This window comes from Streptomyces sp. BBFR51, from assembly GCF_044591655.1.
Lineage (GTDB): Bacteria > Actinomycetota > Actinomycetes > Streptomycetales > Streptomycetaceae > Streptomyces.
On sequence record NZ_CP172448.1, the window covers coordinates 4,672,577 to 4,694,209 of the forward strand.

Consider the following 21,633-nt stretch of genomic DNA (forward strand, 5'->3'; position numbering starts at 1 on the left):
CGTGCGGCCCGTTACGGGAGGGGCGCCTGATCAGTGGCCGCCCTGGTCCTTGAAGCGCTTGTACGACCGCTCGATCTCGGCCTCGGCGTCGGTGCGGCCCACCCAGTCGGCGCCCTCGACGGACTTGCCGGGCTCCAGGTCCTTGTAGACCTCGAAGAAGTGCTGGATCTCCAGGCGGTCGAACTCCGACACGTGGTGGATGTCCCGCAGGTGCTCCACGCGCGGGTCGGTCGACGGCACGCACAGCAGCTTGTCGTCGCCGCCGGCCTCGTCGGTCATCCGGAACATGCCGATCGCGCGGCAGCGGATGAGGCAGCCCGGGAAGGTCGGCTCGTCCAGGATGACCAGCGCGTCCAGCGGGTCACCGTCCTCGCCGAGGGTGTTCTCGACGAAGCCGTAGTCGGTCGGGTAGGCGGTCGAGGTGAACAGTCGGCGGTCCAGGCGGATACGACCGGTCTCGTGGTCCACCTCGTACTTGTTCCGCGAACCCTTCGGGATCTCGATCGTGACGTCGAACTCCACCGGACGCTCCTCCATGATCAGCACATAGTTCTGGTGGTTAAGTGTCCCTCACGCAGGTGGGTGATCGCGAAAGGGGCTGGTGATAGTGCCAGAGCTGAGGCCATGGCGGACCGTGAGACCGCACGTGGTGCGGGCCGCGGGCGCCGTACGTCCCCGTCTGGCACGCGTCGCCCGGGCCGCCGGACCGCGGGTCGCGCGGTTCGCACGGGCCACGACGCCGCGGCTCGCCCGGATCACGAGGCCGAAGACCTGGCAGTACACCGCCGGTGCCGCCACCGCCGGGCTGGCGCTCGCCGCCGGTGTGGTGACCGCCGCCGGCCCCTGGGACTCCACGGGTCAGCGTACGGCCGAGCGGGACCGGGCCGTCGCCCTGGAGCACACGGGTGGCACAGATCACGGCCGTGGACCCGGGGCCTCCGGACCCCGCCCCGCGCCCAGCGCGGGAGCCGTACTGGCCGGCCTCGGCGGCGACTCCGCGCCCGGCGGTGTCAAGGCGGCGCCCGGAGGCACGGCCCTCGCGGACCTCCTCGGGCCCCTGCTGGAGGACGACCCCGCGCTCGGCGAGCGCCGCGCGGCGGCCGTCGTCGACCTCACCACCGGCAAACGCCTCTACGGCCTGGGCGCCGACGTCCCCCTCACCCCCGCCTCCACCACGAAGATCGCCACCGCCGTCGCCGCCCTCACCGCCCTCGGCCCCGACCACCGCCTCACCACCCGCACCGCCCTGGAGGCCGACACCGGCGAACTCGTCCTGGTCGGCGGCGGCGACCCCACCCTCACCGCGCGCAAGGACGCCCGCGGCCTCGCGAGCCTGCGCACCCTCGCCGAGAAGACCGCCGCGGCCCTGAAGAAGCGGGACGTGCGCAAGGTGACGCTGTCCTACGACACGACGCTCTACTCCGGTACGGAAATGCACCCGATCGGGGTCAACGAGAACCTCGCCCGCGTCACCGCGCTGATGGCCGACGAGGCCCGCACCGACGACTCCGCCAGCGGCCCCGCCCCGCGCGCTGAAGACCCGGCCGCCGACGCCGCCCGCACCTTCGCCGGCTTCCTCGAGCAGCACGGCATCACCGCCTCGGCCCCCGGCCCCTCCAAGGCCACCAACCGCGCCGACACCCTCGCCAAGGTCTCCTCGCCCCCGCTGTCGGCCCTGGTCGAGCGGATGCTGACCAACAGCGACAACGACCTCGCCGAGGCCCTGGCCCGCCACACCGCCCTGGCGACCGGCAAGCCCGCCGACTTCGACGGGGCGGGCGCGGCCGTCGCGGCCCGGCTGAAGCAGCTCGGCCTTCCGGTGCGCGGCGCACGGTTCCACGACGGAAGCGGCCTGGACCGCGAGGACCTCGTCTCCGCCGAACTGCTCACCGCCCTGCTGGCCAAGGCGGCCGACCCGGCCGGGCCGCAGCTGCGCACGGTGCTCACCGGCCTCCCGGTCGGCGGCTTCACCGGCACGCTGACCAGCCGTTACACGGACGGAGCAGCCGGCCTCGTACGCGCCAAGACGGGCACCCTGACGGGCGTGAACACCCTCGCCGGCACGGTGGTCACCACCGACGGCCGCCTCCTGGGCTTCGCCTTCCTGGCCTCCGCGACGACGGACGCGTGGGCGGCCCAGGCGGCCCTGGACCGGGCGGCGACGAGCCTCGCGTCCTGCGGCTGCGCATAGCCCCGACGGCGCCGACGGCGCCCGCACAGCCTGCCCCAAGCGGCAGCGCTCCCGTACCGTTGACGCATGACGAGCATCGGCGCAAATTCCGGCATGGTCGACTGGAACCTCGCGGTGGCGACCGCGACCCGGCTCGTACGGCCGGGCCCCGAGGTGAGCCGCGACGAGGCCAGGGCCGTCGTCGCGGAGCTCCGCCGCCATGCCAAGGTCTCGGAGGAACACGTCCGGGCCTTCACCCGTATGGCCACCGACGAGATCCACGACACCCCCGTCCTCGTCGTCGACCGCCCGGGATGGGTCCGGGCGAACGTCGCCGGATTCCGGGAGATCCTCAAGCCCCTGCTGGAGAAGATGCAGGAGCGACGCGGCGGCGGCGCGGGCAACGCGGTCCTCGGCGCCGTCGGCGGCAAGGTCACCGGCGTGGAGCTGGGCATGCTGCTGTCGTTCCTGTCCTCCCGCGTCCTCGGCCAGTACGAGACGTTCGCCCCGGCCAGTCGCGAACTGCCCGCGGGCGCGAACGGCGGCGGCCGGCTGCTGCTGGTCGCACCGAACATCGTGCACGTCGAACGGGAACTCGACGTCGAACCACACGACTTCCGCCTGTGGGTGACCCTGCACGAGGAGACCCACCGCACGCAGTTCACCGCCGTGCCCTGGCTGCGCGACCACCTCGAGGGCGAAATCCAGTCGTTCCTCGCGGAGACCGACGTCGACCCCATGACCGTCCTCGAGCGGGTCCGCGAGGCCGCCCAGACCCTCGCCGGGGGCCGCCCCGAGGCGGAGGAGGACGACGGCGGCCGGTCGCTGGTGGAGCTGGTGCAGACCCCGGCCCAACGGGAGGTTCTCGGCCGCCTCACCGCCGTGATGTCCCTCCTGGAGGGGCACGCCGACTTCGTGATGGACGGGGTGGGCCCGGAGGTCGTGCCGAGCGTGGGGGAGATCCGCGAGAAGTTCCAGCAGCGCCGCGCCAAGGGCGCCTCCCGCCTCGACATGGCGCTGCGCAAGCTGCTCGGCCTGGACGCCAAGCTCCGCCAGTACCGGGACGGCGAACGCTTCGTGCGCGCCGTCGTCGAGGAGTGCGGCATGGACGGCTTCAACCGTGTCTGGACCTCGCCCAACACCCTCCCCACCAAGTCGGAGATCGCCAAACCGGCGGACTGGATCGCGCGGGTGCACCGCAAGCCGGAGTCGTGAGCCCCGCGGGCGGGGCGTGAACGATTCCGGCCGACGGCAGGCGAACGACCCTCCAATCACCCGTCCGAGGGACCGTGAGCCTTCGACAGGCGTGCGATGCTCGGGGAACGGCCCGTTTCTGTCACCATCTACACACTCTGCGTGACCGAACCTCGGGCTCATCCCCGAAAACTTCATGAAGGGCACCGGACATGGGTCCCCATCCTGCGGTCGCGGCGATACGCCTGGCGGTCCGCCGCGTCCTCCACGACGTCCTCTCCGAAATCACCGAACCGAGCACCACGGCCGGCGTCCCCGCCGCGACGGCCGCCGAACGAACGCCCGGGCGACCGCCGTCACCGCTCGTGCTCGTGGCGTGCTCGGGCGGCGCCGACTCGATGGCGCTCGCCTCCGCCCTCGCCTTCGAGGCCCCCCGCCTCGGCATCCGGGCCGGCGGCGTCACCGTCGACCACGGCCTGCAGAACGGCTCGGACCTGCGCGCCGAAGACGTCGTCCTGCGCCTGCGCGAACTCGGCCTGGACCCCGTCGAGGCCACCGCCGTGAGCGTCGGCCGCGCGGGAGGTCCCGAAGCCGCCGCCCGCGACGCACGCTACGCCGCCCTGGACGCCGCCGCCGCCCGCCACGGGGCCGCCGCCGTCCTGCTCGGCCACACCCGCGACGACCAGGCCGAGACCGTCCTGCTGGGCCTCGCCCGCGGCTCCGGCATCCGCTCCCTGTCGGGCATGGCCGCGGTCTCGGGGGCCGACGGCCGTTACCGGCGCCCCTTCCTCCAGGTCGACCGGCAGACCGCCCGCAAGGCCTGCATGGTCCAGTCCCTCCCCGTCTGGGACGACCCGCACAACGCCGACCCCGCCTACACCCGTTCCCGGCTGCGCCACGAGGGCCTGCCCGCCCTGGAGAAGGCCCTCGGCAAGGGCGTCGTCGAGGCCCTCGCCCGTACGGCCCAACTCTCCCGGGACGACGCCGACGCCCTCGACACCTGGGCCCGCCAGGCCGAGGCCGCCGTCCGCGACGCCACCGGCGTACTGGAGTGCGCCAAGCTCTACGCCCTGCCGCCCGCCGTACGCCGCCGGATCCTGCGCCGCGCCGCCATCGAGGCCGGTGCCCCCGCCGGCGCGCTGTTCGCCCGTCACATCGAGGAAGTCGACCGGCTGATCACCGGCTGGCGCGGCCAGGGGGCCATCAACCTCCCCGGCAAAGTCGTCGCCCAGCGGCAGGGTGGCAGACTGGTGATTCGGCAAGGCTGAATCCGGCCGGTGGGACGACCGAAAGTGATGCGGGTGGACGCGAACGACATGGGTGCCGACCTCGAGAAGGTACTCATCACCAAGGAAGAGATCGACGCGAAGCTGGCAGAGCTGGCCGCGAAGATCGACGCGGAGTACGCGGGCAAGGACCTGCTCATCGTCGGCGTCCTCAAGGGCGCGGTGATGGTCATGGCCGACCTCGCCCGGTCGCTGTCCACCCCCGTCACGATGGACTGGATGGCGGTGTCCTCGTACGGCGCGGGCACCCAGTCCTCCGGCGTGGTGCGGATCCTCAAGGACCTCGACACCGACATCAAGGGTAGGCACGTCCTGATCGTCGAGGACATCATCGACTCCGGACTGACCCTGTCCTGGCTGATCTCCAACCTCGGCTCGCGGGAGCCGGCCTCCCTCAAGGTGTGCACGCTGCTGCGCAAGCCCGACGCCGCGAAGGTCGCCATCGACGTGGAGTGGGTCGGCTTCGACATTCCCAACGAGTTCGTCGTCGGCTACGGCCTCGACTACGCCGAGAAATACCGCAACCTCCCGTTCGTCGGTACGCTCGCGCCCCACGTGTACGGCGGCTGACGCGGCGCTGTAACGGGCTTCACGGCGTTTCGGCGGGCGGACCGGGAACCCCGGAGGCCCTCGCGCCGTTGGAGCATGCAGACGGGACGCCAGCCCTCCCGTGCGGCTGACGGCCGCCGCGCTGGGGTACCGTCAGAAGAACTGTCTTATCAAACTCACTATGGCAGGAGGGACGGGGCGACACCGCTCCGTGTGGATGGACGTGAAGCGATACTTCCGTGGGCCAATCATGTGGATCGTGCTGGCCGTCCTTGCCGTGGTCGTGTTGATGCAGGTCGTGGGCTCGTCCGGTGGCTACAAGACGGTGGACACCGGCCAGGTCGTCCAGGCGATCAACGACAACAAGGTCGAGTCGGCCAAGCTGACCACCGGCGACGAGCAGACCATCAAGGTCCAGCTCAAGGACGGCACAAAGGTCGAGGACAGCTCGAAGATCCAGGCGAGCTACATCGGCGACCAGGGTGTGACCCTCGCCAACACACTGCAGAACAAGTACCAGGACAAGCAGATCCCCGACGGCTACACGGTGTCGCCGTCGAAGCAGAACCCCTTCGTGGGCATCCTGCTCTCCCTGCTCCCGTTCGTCCTGATCGTCGTCGTCTTCCTGTTCCTGATGAATCAGATGCAGGGCGGCGGCTCCCGGGTCATGAACTTCGGGAAGTCCAAGGCCAAGCTCATCACCAAGGACACCCCCAAGACGACGTTCTCCGACGTCGCCGGTTCCGACGAGGCCGTCGAGGAGCTCCACGAGATCAAGGAGTTCCTCCAGGAGCCGGCCAAGTTCCAGGCCGTCGGCGCCAAGATTCCCAAGGGCGTGCTGCTGTACGGCCCGCCCGGCACCGGCAAGACCCTGCTCGCGCGTGCTGTCGCGGGCGAGGCGGGCGTGCCGTTCTACTCGATCTCGGGTTCCGACTTCGTCGAGATGTTCGTCGGTGTCGGTGCCTCCCGAGTGCGCGACCTGTTCGAGCAGGCCAAGGCGAACGCCCCGGCCATCGTCTTCGTCGACGAGATCGACGCGGTCGGCCGCCACCGCGGCGCCGGCCTCGGCGGCGGTCACGACGAGCGCGAGCAGACCCTGAACCAGCTGCTCGTCGAGATGGACGGCTTCGACGTCAAGGGCGGCGTGATCCTCATCGCCGCGACGAACCGGCCCGACATCCTCGACCCGGCGCTGCTGCGCCCCGGCCGCTTCGACCGCCAGATCGCCGTCGACCGCCCGGACATGCAGGGCCGTCTGGAGATCCTCAAGGTCCACCAGAAGGGCAAGCCGGTCGCCCCCGACGTCGACCTGTCGGCCGTCGCCCGCCGTACGCCCGGCATGACCGGCGCCGACCTGGCCAACGTGCTGAACGAGGCCGCCCTGCTGACGGCCCGCAGCAACCAGAAGCTGGTCGACAACCACATGCTGGACGAGGCGATCGACCGTGTGGTCGCGGGCCCGCAGAAGCGGACCCGGATCATGTCGGACAAGGAGAAGAAGATCACCGCGTACCACGAGGGCGGACACGCCCTGGTCGCGGCGGCCTCACCGAACTCCGACCCGGTCCACAAGATCACCATCCTGTCCAGAGGCCGGGCCCTCGGCTACACGATGGTGCTCCCGGACGAGGACAAGTACTCGACCACGCGCAACGAGATGCTCGACCAGCTCGCCTACATGCTGGGCGGCCGCGCGGCCGAGGAACTGGTCTTCCACGACCCGACGACGGGCGCCGCCAACGACATCGAGAAGGCCACCGGCCTCGCTCGTGCGATGGTCACGCAGTACGGCATGACCGAGCGCCTCGGCGCGATCAAGTTCGGCGGCGACAACAGCGAGCCCTTCCTCGGGCGTGAGATGGGTCACCAGCGCGACTACTCGGAAGAGGTCGCCGCGCTGGTCGACGAAGAGGTCAAGAAGCTCATCGAGACGGCGCACAACGAGGCCTGGGAGATCCTGGTCGAGAACCGCGACGTCCTCGACAACCTCGTTCTCGCGCTGCTGGAGAAGGAGACGCTGGGCAAGGAGGAGATCGCCGAGGTCTTCGCCCAGATCGTCAAGCGCCCGGCCCGGCCCGCCTGGACCGGTTCCTCCCGCCGTACGCCCTCGACCCGGCCGCCGGTGCTCTCCCCCAAGGAGCTCGCACTGACGAACGGAGCGAACGGCGCGACGGCGGCGATCTCCACCGCCAAGAGCACCACGGTGGAGCCCGCCCCGGCACCGGAGCGAGCCCCGGAGGACCGCCCGGAGAGCTGACCCGGCCCTCCCGGCGGCCCCACCAGGCCCGGAATGTATGCCGCACCCCCCAGGTTTTAGCCTTGGGGGGTGCGGCATTTCCGTATGCCGACCGCAGGACGGATCAGGAACGAGGCATCACATGACCGACCCCGTGACGTTGGACGGCGAGGGCCAGATCGGCGAGTTCGACGAGAAGCGGGCCGAGAACGCCGTACGCGAGCTGCTCATCGCGGTCGGCGAGGACCCGGACCGCGAGGGTCTGAGGGAGACTCCGGCGCGCGTGGCGCGGGCGTACAAGGAGATATTCGCCGGCCTGTGGCAGCAGCCGGAGGACGTGCTGACGACCACGTTCGACCTCGGACACGACGAGATGGTCCTGGTGAAGGACATCGAAGTGTTCTCGACCTGCGAGCACCATCTGGTGCCCTTCCGGGGTGTGGCGCACGTCGGCTACATCCCGTCCGCCAACGGCAAGATCACCGGTCTGTCCAAGCTCGCCCGTCTCGTGGACGTCTACGCGCGCCGCCCCCAGGTGCAGGAACGTCTCACCACGCAGATCGCGGACTCCCTGATGGAGATCCTCGAGCCGCGCGGGGTGATCGTCGTGGTCGAGTGCGAGCACATGTGCATGTCGATGCGGGGCATCCGCAAGCCCGGCGCGAAGACCCTCACCTCGGCCGTGCGCGGTCAGCTGCGCGACGTCGCCACCCGCAACGAGGCGATGAGCCTGATCATGGCGCGCTGAGGGCGGCCGCGCTTCAGGTCGCCGACGCGGTGCCCGGGTGGTCGTCGTCCTCGTCCTCCGGGAGTTTGCAGACCCGCTCCATGAAGACGGCGGCCGCTATCACGGCGATGCCCGCCACGACCGAGAAGCCGGCGTAGATGGCCTGGTCGCGGCGGGCGGGGATGTCGAGGTACTCCAGCAGGAAGACGCCCGTGCCGCCGTACATCCCGGCGACGAGGGCGGCCACCAGAGCGCTGGCCTGCCCGAAGACGACCGCGCGGGCCGCCATCATCGGGTCCACGCCCTTGGCGCCCTGGACGCGCTCCCGCTGGGCCTTCAGGCGGGCGCGGATCGAGAGGGCCGTGGCCAGCAGGATCACGGCGATCAGGGCGAGGACGACGGGCGCGGCCAGCGGGACGCTCGGGAGGGTCCCGACCGAGTTCCACAGGCGGGCGCCGGCCCAGGACAGGATCCCGGCGACGACGAACACGCCGGCCAGCACCCTGATGCGCAGCTCTTTCACGGTGTCCCGGTGTCCCTTCGGTTCCCCTGCGTGGTCGTCCTGACCTCGTCGACCTTAACGACTACTCGGGCAGCCGGAGTTCCAGGTCGGCGCGGGGCGCGACACCGGCGCGGGTGACGGACTCCAGGAGGTCGGCGACAGAGCCCTGCCCGGGCAGGGCGGCCTCGGGGTCCACGTCGAGCCAGGGGGCGAGCACGAAGGCGCGCTCGTGGGCCCGCGGGTGGGGGAGGGTGAGCTGCGGGTCGTCGGAGACGACCTCGGCGTAGGCGACGATGTCGACGTCCAGGGTGCGCGGGCCCCAGTGCTCGTCGCGGACGCGGTGGAAGGCCTCCTCGACCGCGTGCGCGCGCTCCAGCAGGGACGACGGGGGCAGGGTGGTCTTCACGACCACGACCGCGTTGAAGTACGACGGCTGGCTGCCGGGGTCGACGCCCCACGGCTCCGTCTCGTACACCGGAGAGACCCCTTTGACGCGTACGCCCGGGGTGTCCTCCAGGGCGTCGATGGCTCCCTGGAGGGTCTCCAGCCGGTTGCCGAGGTTGGCGCCGAGGGCGATCACGGCGCGCTTGGGGTTGGACAGGGTGGTGTCCGCGGCGTCGACCTGCTCGATGACGGAGGCGGGCACGGGCTGTACGGTCGGGTCGCTGGGACCGCCTGCGAAGGGGGCGCTCATACACGGCTCCGGATGATGGTGACGGTCACGTCGTCGAAGGGCACGGTGATCGGCGCGTCCGGCTTGTGGACGCAGACCTCGACCTCCTCGACCCCTTCGTGCTTCAGACAGACCTGGGCGATGTGCTCGGCCAGCGTCTCGACGAGGTTCACCGGCTCGCCCTCCACGACGGCCACGACCTCTTCGGCCACGATGCCGTAGTGCACGGTCTTCGCCAGGTCGTCGTCGGCCGCGGCCGGTCGGGTGTCCAGGCCAAGGACGATGTCCACGAGGAAGGTCTGGCCGTCCTCGCGTTCCCTGGGGAACACACCGTGGTGCCCGCGGGCCTTCAGGCCGCGCAGCGCGACACGATCCACGCGAATCACTCCTGCAGTCGTCGGTCTCGGCCGGTCGCACCACGTGCGGGCGGTACGGCGGCCCCAGTCGAATCTACCCGCGGGCACCGACAGTGCCGGGCCGCGGGGGGTGTGGAGCCGGACGGGGACCGGCAGGTTTCACCGTGCGTTTCCCCTGGCGGCCCCGGTGGATCACGGGTTGGTAGCCGCATTTACCCGCCGGTCCGTGATTCCAACCACTTCTTGGTACGCCGGGTCAGTCAGGTGTGTCCTCGACGTCCCCGTCGTCGGTGTCGTCGGTCTCCGCCAGTACGGGGGAGGCGTGGTGGGACCAGAGCTTCCAGCCCGCGGGCGTGCGCCGGAACGTGTTGGTGGCGACCACGAGCTGGCCGACGAGCGGGCCCAGCTCCTCGTCGCCGTCGGGGGCGGGGCCGCCGCTGAGGATGTTCTCGGTGCAGGTGACCAGGGCGGTGTCGCCGGTGACGGAGACGTGCACGTCGGTGAGGAAGAACTGGATGTAGTCGGTGTTCGCCATGATCAGCGCGTAGGACCGCAGGACCTCGCCGCGACCGGTGAGGACCGGCCAGCCGGGGTGCACGCAGGAGACCACGCCGGTGTCGGCCGGGTCGTGGTACGACTCGTCGACGCCCAGGTCGGACGGGGTGAGCCAGAACGCGGAGACCTTCTCGAAATCGCCCTCCTCCAGCGCCTCGTAGAAGGCGGTGTTGGCGGCCTCGACCTGCTCGACGTCGAGGTGCGGCGCGTTCACCGGGCTCCTTCGACGGCGCGGGCGACCCGTACGGCGTCGGCCGTGGCGCGCACCTCGTGCACGCGTACCGCCCACGCGCCGGCGTGCGCCGCGAGCGCGGAGACCGCGGCGGTGGCCGCGTCGCGCTCGCGCGCGGGGGGCGGGGAGGCCCCCGGGCCGGCCAGGACCCGGCCGAGGAAGCGTTTGCGGGAGGCGGCGACCAGGAGGGGGTGGCCGAGGCCCAGCAGACGGTCGAGGTGGGCGAGGAGGACGAGGTCGTGCTCGGCGTCCTTGGAGAAGCCGAGGCCGGGGTCGACGACCACGCGGTCGGGTGCGATGCCGCCCTCCAGAACCGTCTCCACGCGCGCGTGCAGTTCGTCGGCCACCTCGGTGACGACGTCGTCGTAGACGCCCCTGACGTTGCCGCCCTCCAGGAGGCCGCGCCAGTGCATGACGACGAAGGGGGCGCCGGTGTCGGCGACGACCGGGATCATCCGGGGGTCGGCGAGGCCGCCGCTGACGTCGTTGACGAGGGCGGCGCCGGCGGCGAGGGCCTGCTCGGCGACGGAGGCGCGCATGGTGTCGACGGAGACCGTGACGCCCTCGGAGGCCAGGCCGCGCACGACCGGGACCACGCGCCTGAGCTCCTCGTCCTCGTCGACGCGGGTCGCACCCGGGCGGGTGGACTCGCCGCCGACGTCCACCAGGTCGGCGCCCTCGGCGACCAGGTCGAGGCCGTGCTTGATGGCGGCCGTGGTGTCGAAGAAGCGGCCGCCGTCGGAGAACGAGTCGGGGGTCACGTTGACCACCCCCATGACCGCGCAGCGGTCCCATGCGGTCAGTCCCGCGAGGTGGCGGCGGCGGCCGGTCTGCTTGCTCATGTGTTCAGCGTAGGCCCAGTGGGCGGGACACCTGCGGCGACCGGTGCGGGTCGGGCGACCGGGACCCGCCGGACCGTGCACGGCCTCACCCCCCTCTCCCCGCCCGCCCGGCCCCGCTCCGGACCCTCACGCCGCCCGCTCGGTCACCCCGTGCCCGCAGGGCCGCCGCACGGGTGCCCGGCGGCGCAGGAACCGCGGCAGCGGCACCGCGAGGGTGACGAACCCCTCGGCCTGCATCGCGGCGAAGCCGATGCGGGGGAGGTCGGCCGAGGCGCGGTAGACGACGAAGCGCGGCTCCCACCGGGGACGGAACTTGGCGTTGAACTTGTACAGGGACTCGATCTGGAACCACCGGGAGAGGAAGACCAGGAGTCCGCGCCAGACGCGGAGGACCGGGCCCGCGCCGATCTTCTCGCCGCGCGCCAGCGCCGCGCGGAACATGGCGAAGTTCAGCGAGATGCGCGCGATGCCCAGCTTCGGGGCGGCCTGGAGCGCGGCCACGATCAGGAGTTCGTTCATGCCGGGGTCGGCCGCGCGGTCGCGGCGCATGAGGTCCAGGGACACCCCGTCCGTGCCCCACGGCACGAAGTGCAGGATCGCCTTGAGGTCGCCGTACTCGCCCGGCTCGTCGTCCTGCTTGTGTGCCGTCGCGATCAGGCAGTCCCCGTCGGCGGGGTCGCCGACGCGGCCCAGGGCCATGGAGAAGCCGCGCTCGGTGTCGGTGCCGCGCCACGCGTCGGCGGCGCGGCGGACGCGGTCCAGTTCGGCGTCGGAGAGGTCAGCCACGCGTCGTACCCGGGTCTCGTAACCGGCGCGCTCGATGCGCTTGACCATCTGGCGCACATTGCGCATCGCGCGGCCGGCCAGGGAGAAATCCGCGACGTCCACCACCGCCTCGTCGCCCAGTTCGAGGGCGTCGAGCCCGGTCTCGCGGGTCCACACCTCGCCGCCGGTCTCGGAGCAGCCCATGACGGCCGGGGTCCAGGAGTGGGCGTGGGCCTCGTCCATGAAGCGTTCGATGGCGCCCGGCCAGGCCTCGACGTCGCCGATCGGGTCGCCGCTGGCCAGCATCACGCCGGAGACCACGCGGTAGGTGACCGCCGCCTTGCCGCTGGGGGAGAAGACGACGGCCTTGTCGCGGCGCAGCGCGAAGTGGCCGAGGGAGTCCCGGCCGCCGTGTCTGGCCAGCAGGGCGCGCAGCCGCGTCTCGTCGTCCTCGGTGAGGCGCGCGGCCGGGTGTTCGGGGCGGAAGGCCAGGTAGACGGTGGTGATGGCGGTCAGCAGGCCGAGCGCGCCCAGGGAGAAGGCGACCGTCCAGGAGGTGGTGCCCCGGTAGTCGACCGGGCCCTCCACGCCGAACAGGCCGTAGAGGACGTGGGTGATGCGGTCGGCCAGGCTCGGGTCGCCGAGCATGCGGTGCGGGTGGGCGTTGACGACCAGCAGGCCGAGCAGGACGGAACCGGCGCTCATGAGGACGAGGTTGGCCAGGGCCCGCCAGCGGCTGCGCGGGTCGGGCAGGGCCGCGAACTGGTCGCGGTGGCGCAGCAGCGGTGCGAGCAGGACGAGGGTGAGCAGCACGCCGAGGAGCGAGTGGCGGTAGCTGAACTGTGCGACGGCGCCCACCGGGAGGAGGGCCACCGCCGCCCGCCACGCCCGGCGCTTGCGGCGCCTGAGGCCGTGCGCGAGCAGCAGGAGCAGGACGCCGGCGCTGAGCGAGAGGGCCGCGGCGAACGGGCCGAACGCGCCCGGCAGCACCTCGGCGAGGGCGTGCATACGGCTGTGCCTGAAGCGCGGGAAGACGCCTGCGGCGATGTCCAGCAGGCCGACGAGCGCGCAGGCGCGGCCGACGAGGAGCGGCACGTTCGCCGGGCGGGGGCCGCGCAGCACGCGACGCACGCTGGTGGGCCTCGTCGGAACCGCACCCGACATTTCCTCATCTGTCCTGACAGACATCGCACCTGTAGTTCCGCGAGAGATCCGAGAGATCGTGGATCCGGGCCCGTTTCGGGCATCCGGCGACATTGCGCCCTCTAGGACGGTGTCTTGGGGGGACAGGTTCACTCCCCTTGATCGAAAAGCCCGGAAGGGCGGTCCGGGCGGAGGGTCCGCACGGATGCGTGGAAGAGCGCGGGCGGTAGCAAGGCATGGGTCTGACGAGCGACAAGGTGCTGGCAGTGGCGGTACTGGCCGGCGTGCTGCTGTTCGCCTGCACGGTGTGGCTGTGGCCGCGGCTGGCGCGGCCGAGTGTGCGGGCGGTACTCGGGCGGGTGGGCCTGCTGTTCGCGACCCAGCTGGCCCTCTTCGCGGCGGTGGGGCTGGTCGCCAACCAGTCCTTCGGGTTCTACGGCAGCTGGGCCGACCTGTTCGGCCGGGAGGACGGCCAGGGGATCGTCGTCGACCACTCCGCCGGTGACGCCGGTGTCATCGGTGACACCGGCGCGCCGCTGCGGGTCGTCGGCGACCGGCGGGTGACCCGGGCGGGCTCGACGCGGCCCGAAGTCGCGGGGCGGGTCGAGGAGATACGGGTCGTCGGCCGTACGACGCGGATCGCGGCGCCCGCGTACGTGTATCTGCCGCCGGAGTACTTCCAGGCGCGAAACCGGGGCCGTACGTTTCCCGCGGCGGTGGTGCTGACCGGTTATCCGGGCACCGCCGAGGCGTTGGTGGACAAGCTCCGCTATCCGCGTACGGCGCTGGAGCTGGCGAAGTCCGGCCGGATGCGGCCGATGATCCTGGTGATGCTGCGGCCCACGGTGGCGCCGCCGCGCGACACGGAGTGCGTGGACGTGCCGGGCGGGCCGCAGACGGAGTCGTTCTTCGCGAAGGATCTTCCCGAGGCCGTCACGGCTCATTACCGGGTGGACCGGGGGCCGGGAAGCTGGGGCGTCGTCGGCAACTCGACCGGGGGCTACTGCGCGCTGAAACTCGCCGCGCACCATCCGGAGGTGTACGCCGCCGGGGCGGGGCTGTCCGCGTACTACGACGCGCCGAGCGACCCCACCACGGGCGACCTCTTCCAGGGCGACACGGCGCGCAGGAACCGGGCCGACCTGCGGTGGTATCTCGAGAACACGCCCGCGCCGGACACTTCACTGCTCGTCACCAGCAGCAAGGTGGGCGAGACGAACTACAAGGACACGCTGAAGTTCATTGAGCTGGTGAAGGACAAGAAGCCGACGCGGATCTCGTCGATCATCCTGGAAAGCGGCGGGCACAACTTCAATACCTGGCGGCGTGAGATTCCCGCGACGCTGCGGTGGCTGGGCGAGCGGCTGGGCGGACGACAGAAATGATCATGGATTAATTCACCCGTCGTCGGGCTTGTGGATTCCTGATCCCGTGTGAACGCGTCGGAGATGGCGGTGTTTTTACGGGGCGGGGCGCCAAGATTCGCCTACGCGCGGTAAGTTTCTGGCCATGCCACGTGGACGTCACCGCCATTCCCCGCCTCTGCACAGGCTGCTTCCTCCGTCGGCGATCGCAGGCGTCTCCGTCGTCTGCGCCCTCGGCCCCTGGGTGTTCAGCGAGACCACGATCCTTCGCGTGCTGGCCGCGGCCGCCGCGGTGACGGCCGTCGTCGGCGCGGTCGTCATGCGGCACTGGGACGCCCAGGCGGGCAGGCGCGTCGCCGACCTCACGCGCGCGCGGGCCAGTGACGAGTGGCGTTTCGAGGAACGGGTCGCCGAACTGGAGTCCGACCTGGAGGAGTCGCGCGAGCTGCGGCAGAAGCTGGAGCACCGGCTGCGGGCCAAGCGCACCGAGCTGGCGGGCCTGCGCAACGAGCACGCCTCGCTGCTGCGGCGCTACGCCACGGCGGAGACCGAGCGCGCCAGTGCGCTGGAGGGCCGCCGCCTGCTCGAGATAGAGGCCGCGCCGCAGGCGCCCGCGCTGCCGGCGGCTCGACCGGCCCCGGAGCAGGACTCGGAGGCCGAGGACGGCATCCCGGCCGCCGAGGACGCCCACGAGGACACCAACGGCGAGACGAACGACGAGACGAGCGAGGCGACGGACGAGGTGGCGGGCGAGGAGAGCGGGGACGCCGAAGAGGCTCCCGCGGTCTTCTCGCCCGAGGGGTCCCGGCTGTTCCTGCGCGCGAACGCGGCGCTGGCACGCTTCGACGAGGACAAGCCCGCCGGCCCGGACGGTGACGACCGGGACGACGCCCGCGACGCCTCCGACGACGGTGACGACGACGCCCGCGACGCCTCCGACGACGGTCACGACGACGGAGACGACGGAGACGGTGGGGACGGCGGCGGCAAGGGCGGCGGCGGTGAGAGCGCGGCCGAGGCCGAGGCGGCGCAGGAGGACGAGGCGCAGGGGCAGCCCGAGGCGGCCGACGGACACGAGCGCACCGCCGCCGCCTCCCCGACGACGCAGTCCGGCGAGCGGCCCGCGCAGCCCACCCAGACCCACCAGCCGACCCGGCGGACCGACGGGCACTTCACGGTGCCGACCGCGGTGGCCGTCGTACCGGCGGCTCCGGCGCGGCGTCAGCCGGCGGAGGGCGGCTTCGACTTCTTCGGCACGAAGGCCCCCGGGGACGCGGCGGACGGGGCGGTCTCGTCCGACGCCCTGGAGACCGTCCAGAACGAGGACCTCGCCGACGTGGTCGGCCAGGAGGCGCTCGCCCTGCACAAGGCGGAGGCCGAGGCCTCCTTCAAGCCGGCCGGCGAGGAGTCCCGGGGGGTGGGCCAGGTCATCGACCTGACGGCCCACGACGAGACCGAGCAGATCGACGTACAGGGGCTGCGCAGCGCGGTGTCCTGACCGCGGTCGGCGGGGTCGGCGGGGTCGGCAGGGGGGCGGGGGCGGCGGGGTCCGTCTCAGGCCATCCACCGGTCCGGCAGCGCGTCCCGGCGCCCGGTCCGGGACCGTTCCGCCTGGCTCCGCAGCAGCTCCGCCGCCTCGTCGGCGTCCCGCAGCCGCGCGGTCACGGTCTTGTTCGCGCCCGTGTCCACCCGTACGTCGGCCAGCCGCAGGGCCCGCCGCCAGGGCCCCTGGGTCAGGCGGACGCTCTGGACCTTGGCATGTGGCACGAGTGCCAGGCTGCGGCGCAGCAGTCCGTACCGGGCGGCGAAGACCGTGTCGGTGACGGCGAGTCCGTAGCCCCGCCACCACAGCGGCCTGCACCGCGCCGCCCGCCGGGGCGGGCGCGACAGCACCGGACCCGCGGGCACGCTCACTCCGGGCAGCACGCGTGCGACGACCGACTCGGCGATCTCGCGCGGGGCGACCGGCAGCAGTACGGAGTTCGACGATCCGGCCACGTCCAGCTCCACCCGCACCCAGCCGCGGCGCCGCCACAGCAGCGGCTCCACGATCCGCACGGTCTGCACCCGGCCGGGCGGCACCGTCTCGTGGGTGCGGTCCAGCAGTCCGTGGTCGATGCGGAGCCCGTCCTGGGACTCGGCGACCGTCCAGTCGTACTCCCCGACGAACCGGCCCGCGCTGCTCGCGCCCGCGGCACCCACCAGCGGCAAGGCGGTCGCCAGCACCGTCCACAGGTTGTGGGTGGCCAGCCACAGCAGCGTCGGTACGACGGCGGCGGCCAGCAGAGTGCCCCAGGTCGCGCCGGTCAGCAGCAGCGAGACGGCGAGGACGCCGGGCGGCACCCGCAGCAGCTGCCGGGCGGGGGCCTCGCCGACCTCCTGCGCGGTCTCGGGCGCGAAACCGGCCGCCCGCGCGAGCAGCTCGGCCCGCAGCGCACGCGCCTCGTCGGCGCCCAGGAAGGCCAGTTCGTCCTTCTTGCCGGTGCCTATGACGTCGAGTTTGAGTTTGGCGACCCCCGCGACACGGGCCAGCAGGGGCTGGGTGACGTCGATGGCCTGGATGCGTTCGAGGCGGATGTGCGCGGTGCGCCGGAAGAGCAGCCCGGTACGGATGCGCAGCTCGGTGTCGGTCACCGCGAAGTGGGTGAACCACCAGGTCAGGAAGCCGTACAGGGCGGCGGCCGGGATCAGCACGGCGAGGCCGATCAGCAGGTGGGTCGTGGTCAGCCGGGTCAGCTGGCGCTGGGCCTGGTCCGGATCGTGCACGGCCCACCCGACGAGCACGGCGACCGGCGCCCACGCCCGCCGCAGGGGCGTGACGGGATGCAGCCGCCGCTCGACGACGCCGTCCGGGAGCGGGGGCGTGCGGTTCTTCGCCTCTCTCGTACCGCCCTCGGCCCCGGGCCCGGTCACAGCCCCGCCGATCGGGCCTCGCCCAGTTCGGTGAGGCGGTCGCGCAGGCGCTCCGCCTCGGCCGGGACGAGACCGGGGATGGTCGCGTCGGTCGCGGCGGCGGCCGTGTGCAGTTGCACGCTGGCCAGGCCGAAGTGCCGCTCGACCGGTCCGGAGGTCACCTCGACCAGCTGCATCCGCCCGTACGGGACGACGGTCTCCTCCCGCCACAGCACACCCCGGCTGATCAGCAGGTCGTCGGCGCGCTCGGCGTACCGCCAGGAGCGCCAGTTGCGCCCCAGCATCACCCAGCCCCAGGCCAGCAGGGCCAGCGGCAGCGCCGCCAGGGCGGCCCAGAAGGGGCCCAGGAACAGTCCGGGCAGCAGGCCCGCGGCGAGCGTCAGCAGCCCCAGCCACACCACCAGCAACAGCCGCCGCAGGTGGAGCAGTCCCGGCGGCAGGCCGGTCCACACCGGCTCGCCCGGTGCCGCCTTCGTCGCCCCCGCCGTGCCCGGGTCGTCCGGGCTCCCCGTCTCCATGCGCCCAGCGTACGTAGGGGAGACTGTGTTCATGACTCCTACGACGGAGACCACGGTCGGCATCGGCGGTGCCGCGGAGAGCACCGACATGGTGCTCAACATCGGACCCCAGCACCCGTCCACGCACGGCGTGCTGCGCCTCAAGCTGGTCCTGGACGGCGAGCGCATCACGAGTGCGGAGCCCGTGATCGGCTACATGCACCGCGGCGCGGAGAAGCTGTTCGAGGCCCGTGACTACCGTCAGATCATCATGCTCGCCAACCGCCACGACTGGCTGTCGGCGTTCTCCAACGAGCTGGGTGTCGTCCTCGCCGTCGAGCGGATGCTCGGCATGGAGGTCCCCACGCGCGCGGTGTGGACGCGCACGCTCCTCGCGGAGCTGAACCGCGTGCTCAACCACCTGATGTTCCTGGGCTCGTACCCGCTGGAGCTGGGCGGCATCACCCCGGTCTTCTACGCCTTCCGGGAGCGGGAGGTCCTCCAGAACGTCATGGAGGAGGTGTCCGGGGGGCGCATGCACTACATGTTCAACCGCGTCGGCGGCCTCAAGGAGGACCTGCCGGCGGGCTGGACCACCCGCGCGCGTGCCGCCGTCGCCGCCGTGCGCTCGCGCATGGACGTCTTCGACGACCTGGTGCTCGGCAACGAGATCTTCCGGGGGCGTACGCGGGGCGTGGGCGCCCTCGCCGCCGAGGCCGTGCACGCCTACGGTGTCAGCGGCCCGATCGCGCGCGCCTCCGGCGTCGACTTCGACCTGCGCCGCGACGAGCCCTACCTCGCCTACGGCGAACTCCAGGACACCCTGAAGGTCGTCACCCGGACCGAGGGCGACTGCCTGGCCCGCTTCGAGGTCCTCCTGGAGCAGACCCACAACGCCCTCGACCTCGCCGACGCCTGCCTGGACCGCCTGGCCGAGCTGCCGCCCGGACCGGTCAACCAGCGGCTCCCGAAGGTGCTGAAGGCGCCCGAGGGCCACACGTACGCCTGGACCGAGAACCCGCTCGGCATCAACGGCTACTACCTGGTCAGCAAGGGCGAGAAGACCCCGTACCGGCTGAAGCTGCGCTCGGCCTCGTTCAACAACATCCAGGCGCTGGCGGTACTGCTGCCCGGCACGCTGGTCGCGGACATGGTGGCGATCCTGGGGTCACTGTTCTTCGTGGTCGGCGACATCGACAAGTAGCGCGGCGGCGTCGAGGGCCCCCACCGGCTGGAGCAGCCACAGGAAGTCCCCCAGACCGCCCGGCCCGGTCAGTTCGGCGGCCTCGGAGGCGCTCGCGAGGGCGCGCACGTACGCCGCCGGGTCGCTGGAGGCCAGCGCGAGCGGGGGGCGTGCGCCCGTGACACCGAGGGCGCGCAGGGCCTCGCGCTGGGGGCGCGTGAGTGCATCGGGGGGCGTGCGATCCGGAGCGCACCTCGCTGCGTGGGCCGCCGCGCACGCGTCCAGCGCGACATGCGCGGTGAGGTCGCACGACCCGTCCGGCACCGGGAGGGTCTCCCGCCCCGCCCGGAAGCCGGTGAGCGTCCCGAACGGGGGGCGGGCGGCCGCGGTGTGCGCGTAGTCGGCCGCCACCGCGAGACCGCCGTCCAGGGCCGCCACGGCGGTCGCCCAGGCCTCGTCGCGGGGCAGCCCGATCTCCGCCCGCAGCCCCTCCTCCCCGGGCAGCGGCCACCACCGGGCCAGCCACCGGGCCTCCGCCCCGGCCACCGGCTCCCCTAGCCGCTCGGTCCCGTCGCCCCGGACGAGTACCCGCCGTGCCACGCCCGCGGCGTCCACCTCCGCCACCTCCACCGGCACGTTGTCCAGCCACTCGTTGGCGAACAGCAGCCCGCTGACGCCGTCCGGCGGCTCCCGGAGCCACTGGATCCGCGCGTCCAGCCCCTCCGGGCGGCCGGCGACCTCGACGGCGTACGCGCGCGTGCGGGCGGCCACGTCGGCGGGCAGGGCGGCCAGCACGCCGGTGACCAGCTCGCCCCGTCCGGCTGCCATGTCCACGAAGTCCAGCGACGCGGGCCGCCCCAGCGCCCGGTCGACCCGGCACAGCAGCCGCGCCACGGCCCCGGCGAACAGCGGCGAGGCGTGCACGGACGTGCGGAAATGTCCGGCCGGTCCCTCGGGGCCCGCGCGGTAGAAACCCTCCGGTCCGTAGAGGGCCTCCCGCGTGGCCTCCCGCCAGCCCCGCCAATCCCCGTGCGCCTGAGGGGCCCCGCTGAACCCTGCCGTCCCTGGTGTCACAGGCCCAGGCTAGGGGGCACGGAAGTGCACAGAAGATCGGAGCCTCCACCTTGCGGAGTATGCGCGGGGGATGCGGATCGGCCCTCCGGTTGACCCCTGCACCTATTCCGCTTCCCTACGCTGGGTTACGTGCAGCGCCTCTACGATTTCCTCCGCAGACACCCGACCGGGGTCGACACCTTCTGGGCCCTCGTCGTGCTCGGAATCTCCGCGGTCTCTGCCGCGACCCCGGGGACGCGGGCGGACGGGACGGACAACCTGGCGCTGATCCTGCCCTTCGTGGTGCTGCTCAGCTTCGTGATCGCGCTGCGCCAGCGGGCGCCGGAGCGGATGCTGCTGCTCGCCGTCGCGCTCGGCGTGGGACAACTGGCGCTCGACGTCTCGACGATGCCCGCCGACTTCGCGTTCCTGGTGATCATCTACACCGTCGCCGCGACCGGCGCCCGCTGGGCCTCCCGCACCGCGCTGGCCACGGGCCTGTGCGCGGCGCCCCTCGCCCAGTTGCGCTGGGCCGACAGCGAACTGGGCATGGGGACCACCGTCGCCGTGACGGTCTTCCAGGCCGTGCCGTTCGCGCTCGCCTGGGTGCTCGGCGACTCCATCCGCACCCGCCGCGCCTACTTCGCGCAGTTGGAGGAGCGGGCCGCCCGGCTGGAGAAGGAGCGCGAGGCGCAGGCAAAGGTCGCGGTCGCCGCCGAGCGCGCCCGGATCGCGCGCGAGCTGCACGACGTCGTCGCGCACAACGTCTCCGTCATGGTGGTGCAGGCCGACGGCGCCGCCTACGTCCTGGACGCGGCCCCCGACCAGGCGAAGAAGGCCCTGGAGACCATCTCCTCCACCGGCCGCCAGGCCCTCGCGGAGATGCGCCGCCTGCTGGGCGTGCTGCGCACCGGCGAGCACAAGGAGGCCGGCGAGTACGTCCCGCAGCCCGACGTCCAGCAGATCGAGGACCTCGTCGAGCAGTGCCGCACCTCCGGGCTGCCCGTCGACTTCAAGGTCGAGGGCACCCCCAGGCAGCTGCCCAGCGGCGTGGAGCTGACCGCGTACCGCATCGTGCAGGAGGCGCTCACCAACACCCGTAAGCACGGCGGGGAGAACGCGGGCGCGAGCGTGCGCCTTGTCTACTTCGACGACGGTCTCGGGCTGCTCATCGAGGACGACGGCAAGGGCGCCCCGCACGAGCTGTACGAGGAGGGCGGCTTCGACGGCCAGGGTCACGGCCTGATCGGCATGCGCGAGCGGATCGGCATGGTCGGCGGCACCCTGGACGCGGGCCCGCGTCCGGGCGGAGGATTCCGCATCAGTGCGCTGCTGCCGCTGAAGCCCGCACACTGACCACCGTGCCCGTACGCACGTACGGCATTGACACCTG

20 protein-coding genes are annotated in these 21,633 nt (G+C 72.3%); 10 read left to right on the forward strand and 10 right to left on the reverse strand.

What is annotated here, in order from left to right:
- Positions 1-30: 30 nt before the first annotated feature.
- A complete protein-coding gene (locus tag ACGH7X_RS21395; protein WP_007452023.1) occupies positions 31-522 on the reverse strand; it encodes an inorganic diphosphatase in 492 nt (163 codons plus the stop codon).
- 79 nt (positions 523-601) lie between these two features.
- Here ACGH7X_RS21395 and dacB point away from each other — a divergent pair, with 79 nt between their 5' ends.
- The 6 genes from dacB (at position 602) to folE (ending at position 8,183) form a co-directional block, all read left to right on the forward strand.
- Positions 602-2,191: a D-alanyl-D-alanine carboxypeptidase/D-alanyl-D-alanine-endopeptidase gene (dacB, locus tag ACGH7X_RS21400; RefSeq protein ID WP_399887007.1), complete on the forward strand. Its 1,590-nt coding sequence runs from the start codon at positions 602-604 to the stop codon at positions 2,189-2,191.
- Positions 2,192-2,257: 66 nt separating this feature from the next.
- Complete coding sequence (locus ACGH7X_RS21405) at positions 2,258-3,385, forward strand: zinc-dependent metalloprotease (protein ID WP_399887008.1); 1,128 nt, start codon at positions 2,258-2,260, stop codon at positions 3,383-3,385.
- 191 nt (positions 3,386-3,576) lie between these two features.
- Positions 3,577-4,632 carry a tRNA lysidine(34) synthetase TilS gene (tilS, locus tag ACGH7X_RS21410; protein ID WP_399887009.1) on the forward strand — a complete coding sequence of 352 codons (1,056 nt, stop codon included), beginning with the start codon at positions 3,577-3,579 and terminating at the stop codon, positions 4,630-4,632.
- 27 nt (positions 4,633-4,659) lie between these two features.
- Positions 4,660-5,220, forward strand: a complete 561-nt coding sequence (hpt, locus tag ACGH7X_RS21415) for a hypoxanthine phosphoribosyltransferase (RefSeq protein ID WP_059301661.1) — start codon at positions 4,660-4,662, stop codon at positions 5,218-5,220.
- 196 nt (positions 5,221-5,416) lie between these two features.
- On the forward strand, positions 5,417-7,456 hold the full coding sequence (ftsH, locus tag ACGH7X_RS21420; RefSeq protein ID WP_399887010.1) for an ATP-dependent zinc metalloprotease FtsH: 2,040 nt from the start codon (positions 5,417-5,419) through the stop codon (positions 7,454-7,456).
- Positions 7,457-7,577: 121 nt separating this feature from the next.
- The gene (gene folE / locus ACGH7X_RS21425; RefSeq protein ID WP_399887011.1) at positions 7,578-8,183 is read left to right on the forward strand and encodes a GTP cyclohydrolase I FolE; all 606 of its coding nucleotides are present in this window, start codon (positions 7,578-7,580) and stop codon (positions 8,181-8,183) included.
- Between the two features lie 13 nt (positions 8,184-8,196).
- Here the strand turns inward: folE and ACGH7X_RS21430 are convergent, their stop codons facing one another.
- The 6 genes from ACGH7X_RS21430 to ACGH7X_RS21455 all read right to left on the reverse strand — a co-directional run bounded on the left by ACGH7X_RS21430 (position 8,197) and on the right by ACGH7X_RS21455 (position 13,251).
- Complete coding sequence (locus ACGH7X_RS21430; RefSeq protein ID WP_399887012.1) at positions 8,197-8,685, reverse strand: DUF3180 domain-containing protein; 489 nt, start codon at positions 8,683-8,685, stop codon at positions 8,197-8,199.
- Between the two features lie 61 nt (positions 8,686-8,746).
- A complete protein-coding gene (gene folK / locus ACGH7X_RS21435; protein ID WP_399887013.1) occupies positions 8,747-9,358 on the reverse strand; it encodes a 2-amino-4-hydroxy-6-hydroxymethyldihydropteridine diphosphokinase in 612 nt (203 codons plus the stop codon).
- Positions 9,355-9,714 (reverse strand): dihydroneopterin aldolase, encoded by a 360-nt coding sequence (folB, locus tag ACGH7X_RS21440; protein WP_217165965.1) that lies wholly within the window; start codon positions 9,712-9,714, stop codon positions 9,355-9,357. The genes folK and folB overlap by 4 nt, the downstream gene beginning before the upstream one ends.
- A gap of 235 nt (positions 9,715-9,949) precedes the next feature.
- Positions 9,950-10,462 (reverse strand): nuclear transport factor 2 family protein, encoded by a 513-nt coding sequence (locus ACGH7X_RS21445; protein ID WP_399887014.1) that lies wholly within the window; start codon positions 10,460-10,462, stop codon positions 9,950-9,952.
- Positions 10,459-11,322 (reverse strand): dihydropteroate synthase, encoded by an 864-nt coding sequence (folP, locus tag ACGH7X_RS21450; RefSeq protein WP_399887015.1) that lies wholly within the window; start codon positions 11,320-11,322, stop codon positions 10,459-10,461. Before folP ends, ACGH7X_RS21445 begins: the two co-directional genes overlap by 4 nt.
- 126 nt (positions 11,323-11,448) lie before the next feature.
- Complete coding sequence (locus ACGH7X_RS21455) at positions 11,449-13,251, reverse strand: phosphatidylglycerol lysyltransferase domain-containing protein (protein ID WP_399887016.1); 1,803 nt, start codon at positions 13,249-13,251, stop codon at positions 11,449-11,451.
- 215 nt (positions 13,252-13,466) lie between these two features.
- On the opposite strand from ACGH7X_RS21455, the gene ACGH7X_RS21460 reads away from it, so the two are divergent.
- Both ACGH7X_RS21460 and ACGH7X_RS21465 read left to right on the forward strand, forming a co-directional pair.
- Positions 13,467-14,615 carry an alpha/beta hydrolase gene (locus tag ACGH7X_RS21460; RefSeq protein WP_399887017.1) on the forward strand — a complete coding sequence of 383 codons (1,149 nt, stop codon included), beginning with the start codon at positions 13,467-13,469 and terminating at the stop codon, positions 14,613-14,615.
- Positions 14,616-14,739: 124 nt separating this feature from the next.
- A complete protein-coding gene (locus tag ACGH7X_RS21465; RefSeq protein ID WP_399887018.1) occupies positions 14,740-16,092 on the forward strand; it encodes a hypothetical protein in 1,353 nt (450 codons plus the stop codon).
- 56 nt (positions 16,093-16,148) lie between these two features.
- Here the strand turns inward: ACGH7X_RS21465 and ACGH7X_RS21470 are convergent, their stop codons facing one another.
- The gene (locus ACGH7X_RS21470) at positions 16,149-17,507 is read right to left on the reverse strand and encodes a PH domain-containing protein (RefSeq protein ID WP_399887019.1); all 1,359 of its coding nucleotides are present in this window, start codon (positions 17,505-17,507) and stop codon (positions 16,149-16,151) included.
- Complete coding sequence (locus ACGH7X_RS21475) at positions 17,504-18,025, reverse strand: PH domain-containing protein (RefSeq protein WP_399887020.1); 522 nt, start codon at positions 18,023-18,025, stop codon at positions 17,504-17,506. The genes ACGH7X_RS21470 and ACGH7X_RS21475 overlap by 4 nt, the downstream gene beginning before the upstream one ends.
- A 31-nt stretch (positions 18,026-18,056) precedes the next feature.
- Here ACGH7X_RS21475 and ACGH7X_RS21480 point away from each other — a divergent pair, with 31 nt between their 5' ends.
- The gene (locus ACGH7X_RS21480) at positions 18,057-19,208 is read left to right on the forward strand and encodes an NADH-quinone oxidoreductase subunit D (RefSeq protein WP_399887021.1); all 1,152 of its coding nucleotides are present in this window, start codon (positions 18,057-18,059) and stop codon (positions 19,206-19,208) included.
- Here the strand turns inward: ACGH7X_RS21480 and ACGH7X_RS21485 are convergent.
- Positions 19,173-20,261: an SAM-dependent methyltransferase gene (locus ACGH7X_RS21485; protein WP_399887022.1), complete on the reverse strand. Its 1,089-nt coding sequence runs from the start codon at positions 20,259-20,261 to the stop codon at positions 19,173-19,175. The genes ACGH7X_RS21480 and ACGH7X_RS21485 overlap by 36 nt on opposite strands.
- Before the next feature lie 129 nt (positions 20,262-20,390).
- Here ACGH7X_RS21485 and ACGH7X_RS21490 point away from each other — a divergent pair, with 129 nt between their 5' ends.
- Positions 20,391-21,596 carry a sensor histidine kinase gene (locus ACGH7X_RS21490; protein ID WP_399887023.1) on the forward strand — a complete coding sequence of 402 codons (1,206 nt, stop codon included), beginning with the start codon at positions 20,391-20,393 and terminating at the stop codon, positions 21,594-21,596.
- Positions 21,597-21,633: the final 37 nt, after the last annotated feature.

What these genes read in the sequence shown, in the direction of transcription:
- ACGH7X_RS21475 (WP_399887020.1), bottom strand. Translation starts at nt 18,025, where the DNA reads ATGGAGACGGGGAGCCCGGACGACCCGGGCACGGCGGGGGCGACGAAG.
- ftsH (WP_399887010.1), top strand. Translation starts at nt 5,417, where the DNA reads ATGGACGTGAAGCGATACTTCCGTGGGCCAATCATGTGGATCGTGCTG.
- ACGH7X_RS21455 (WP_399887016.1), bottom strand. Translation starts at nt 13,251, where the DNA reads ATGTCGGGTGCGGTTCCGACGAGGCCCACCAGCGTGCGTCGCGTGCTG.
- folE (WP_399887011.1), top strand. Translation starts at nt 7,578, where the DNA reads ATGACCGACCCCGTGACGTTGGACGGCGAGGGCCAGATCGGCGAGTTC.
- ACGH7X_RS21480 (WP_399887021.1), top strand. Translation starts at nt 18,057, where the DNA reads ATGACTCCTACGACGGAGACCACGGTCGGCATCGGCGGTGCCGCGGAG.
- ACGH7X_RS21465 (WP_399887018.1), top strand. Translation starts at nt 14,740, where the DNA reads ATGCCACGTGGACGTCACCGCCATTCCCCGCCTCTGCACAGGCTGCTT.
- hpt (WP_059301661.1), top strand. Translation starts at nt 4,660, where the DNA reads ATGCGGGTGGACGCGAACGACATGGGTGCCGACCTCGAGAAGGTACTC.
- ACGH7X_RS21405 (WP_399887008.1), top strand. Translation starts at nt 2,258, where the DNA reads ATGACGAGCATCGGCGCAAATTCCGGCATGGTCGACTGGAACCTCGCG.
- tilS (WP_399887009.1), top strand. Translation starts at nt 3,577, where the DNA reads ATGGGTCCCCATCCTGCGGTCGCGGCGATACGCCTGGCGGTCCGCCGC.
- ACGH7X_RS21460 (WP_399887017.1), top strand. Translation starts at nt 13,467, where the DNA reads ATGGGTCTGACGAGCGACAAGGTGCTGGCAGTGGCGGTACTGGCCGGC.
- folK (WP_399887013.1), bottom strand. Translation starts at nt 9,358, where the DNA reads ATGAGCGCCCCCTTCGCAGGCGGTCCCAGCGACCCGACCGTACAGCCC.
- folP (WP_399887015.1), bottom strand. Translation starts at nt 11,322, where the DNA reads ATGAGCAAGCAGACCGGCCGCCGCCGCCACCTCGCGGGACTGACCGCA.